This window comes from Leyella stercorea DSM 18206, assembly GCF_000235885.1.
In the GTDB taxonomy this organism is placed as follows: domain Bacteria; phylum Bacteroidota; class Bacteroidia; order Bacteroidales; family Bacteroidaceae; genus Prevotella; species Prevotella stercorea.
In genome coordinates this window covers 1-2,157 of record NZ_JH379414.1, presented here as the reverse complement: position 1 = coordinate 2,157, position 2,157 = coordinate 1, and the positions used below count along the sequence as shown (strand labels likewise).

Here is a 2,157-nt window from a genome sequence, read left to right as displayed (position 1 = left end):
ATTTTTACGTAATACTCTTCGCTCCTTACAGAGGCTGGAATTTCAAGATACTCTGCCTTGAAGTCTTTATCCAGGTAATAAGACATAAGTGTCTCTATTCCAAAGCGACAAGTATAAACGTGTGACGATTTACTCCAAGTCTTGATCTTCGCCAATAGCTCCTCCTTGTGTTTGGCAAACACCTTCGGAGACATGATGTCGCAAACAGCCTAGTTGTCCACGAAAGGCAGGAAGGTGTCTGTAAGACGAATGCATTCCTCGTAGTCCTTTACCTCAGAAATGAGGAGACCGTGAAGCATGTTCTCATCGTAGTATTCGTGAGGAAACTGATGAAGGAAATCCTCACATTCTATCTGCTAATTCAGTAATGAGAGAACCTGTACACGCAAGAAGGACGTTGAAGGGCTTAGTTGCGGATTTGAGGTTATAATAAAATAAAGGAAGCAAGCATAATCGTTAAGTTTTACGATATGCTTGCTGTACTGTATGGTGAAAATTATGAAATTTCATTCAATAGAGCATTCTCCTTTTCTGCAATCCTTTTTACAAACTCTTCATACGAATCACAATCATCTCTTGATATAGCCAAAGCATATAAATACATTGTGCCTAAATAGCTTTCCTTATGCATCTTTTGAGAAATAACTTTATTGCTGTCCCCCATATAAGGGCATATAATGCCACCTTTAGGTGCTTTAAGTCTGTACATATATGCCATAATCTGATGGACATCATTGCGGTCAATATCAAGGCCGTTTCCATTTGTGGCAAGTCTTTTGTATTTTGCATCAAGAACGACATCATGTTTCCAAAAATCTGGAAATCTTTGTCCTCCATGTTCAAAGAGATAGATAGCTCCTGATCCTAACTTGTTTTCGGGATGTATAAATCCTTTTTCACACAAGAGAGTGTTTAGATATTCTTCCCACAACCACGCTCCATCAAATAGGATTCCGTAAATTCTATTGTCATCGGTTCCATACTTTATTTCTTCATGGCGAAGAATCTGAATACATAGTTTTTGTAAAGCTGTGTATTCCTTATAAAAAGGATGATAGCAAGGACGTAGGTTGTCCTGTATAATCTTTATTCTTTCTGTATGATTGTAAGAAGGAGTATATGAAACTATCTTCTTAATGCCGTCTTCAACAGTCTTGTCAGACGATAAGATTATATCACCAGAAGGTGTTGTCTTTATGTATTCTATTGTATGACGAATAAGTTCTGTTACCGAATTGTCAAAGCTGAATTCTCTTGTGTTGTATGCGACAGTTCCTCGGAAAGGAATATTCTCCCTAATATGGCGACTTATGTCTATCGTGCCACGTACGTTAGCGTCGTTGTGTTTGAATCTTCTGTATTCTTTGTATATACCTTGACGCATAGCTTTTTTCAACATAGCTGGGAACATGTAGACAAGAAATTCGAAAACATTATCTTCTGATGATGTATAATCCAAGTTGAAAATGTTGAATGAAAAGACCTTCTGTAGCATATAGTGTAGAAAGAAATCGTGTTTCTGATTGTCAAAACGTGAATAAATCTTCAGTTGTTGGTTCTTGCGTCCTACAAACCCCATTATATTTCCAGACTTTATTCTGACAAAGTTTTCATTTTCTGCATAGATGTCAACAATCGTACTATCGCCAATTCTGTCATCAGTATCATCTATGCTCAATGGAAAAACAAGCAGATGCTCATTCTCATCACATAATTGTCTGATGGACTTGTTGCCAATAGAAAGTAGGTCTGCTACATCATGAAGAGAGCAGACTTTTCCTTGATAGTTATTGTCTTGAATTGTTATCATCAGTCAACAATATCTATAGTTTTTCCGTTCAGCGAATCAAAGTATATGTTCTTAAATTCTTCTACTTTTGCGTCTGCATTGCTATAACCACGAAGATATTCTTTGAGGAGAATTTCAATGTGCATATCCCATAATGCGGTAAAATCGCCATTATAGTGTTCTTTATCCAATTTCAAGAAATAAGCTGGTCCTATTTGGTAAGCGGAGCCAAGACCACGAGTTTTGGAAATCTCTTCATTCAACGCATTCATGACCCTGATAGCCTTATCACAGGTATCATGGTCGAGCTTTTCTGAAAGCATTTCCAGACGGTCTTCTTGTAGTTTAACGTTTTTAGTTGACTACTT

At 37.2% G+C, this 2,157-nt stretch carries 2 protein-coding genes; both read right to left on the bottom strand.

The window, feature by feature from the left end; translation table 11 throughout:
• Positions 1-496 precede the first annotated feature (496 nt).
• Positions 497-1,810, bottom strand: a complete 1,314-nt coding sequence (locus tag HMPREF0673_RS05835) for a 5-methylcytosine restriction system specificity protein McrC (RefSeq protein ID WP_007899366.1) — start codon at positions 1,808-1,810, stop codon at positions 497-499.
• Positions 1,810-2,112 carry a hypothetical protein gene (locus HMPREF0673_RS05830; protein WP_007899365.1) on the bottom strand — a complete coding sequence of 101 codons (303 nt, stop codon included), beginning with the start codon at positions 2,110-2,112 and terminating at the stop codon, positions 1,810-1,812. Before HMPREF0673_RS05830 ends, HMPREF0673_RS05835 begins: the two co-directional genes overlap by 1 nt.
• Positions 2,113-2,157 lie beyond the last annotated feature (45 nt).

Bases quoted from the DNA above. Each gene is read 5' to 3' on its own strand.
- HMPREF0673_RS05830 (WP_007899365.1), bottom strand. From the start codon at position 2,112: ATGCTTTCAGAAAAGCTCGACCATGATACCTGTGATAAGGCTATCAGG.
- HMPREF0673_RS05835 (WP_007899366.1), bottom strand. From the start codon at position 1,810: ATGATAACAATTCAAGACAATAACTATCAAGGAAAAGTCTGCTCTCTT.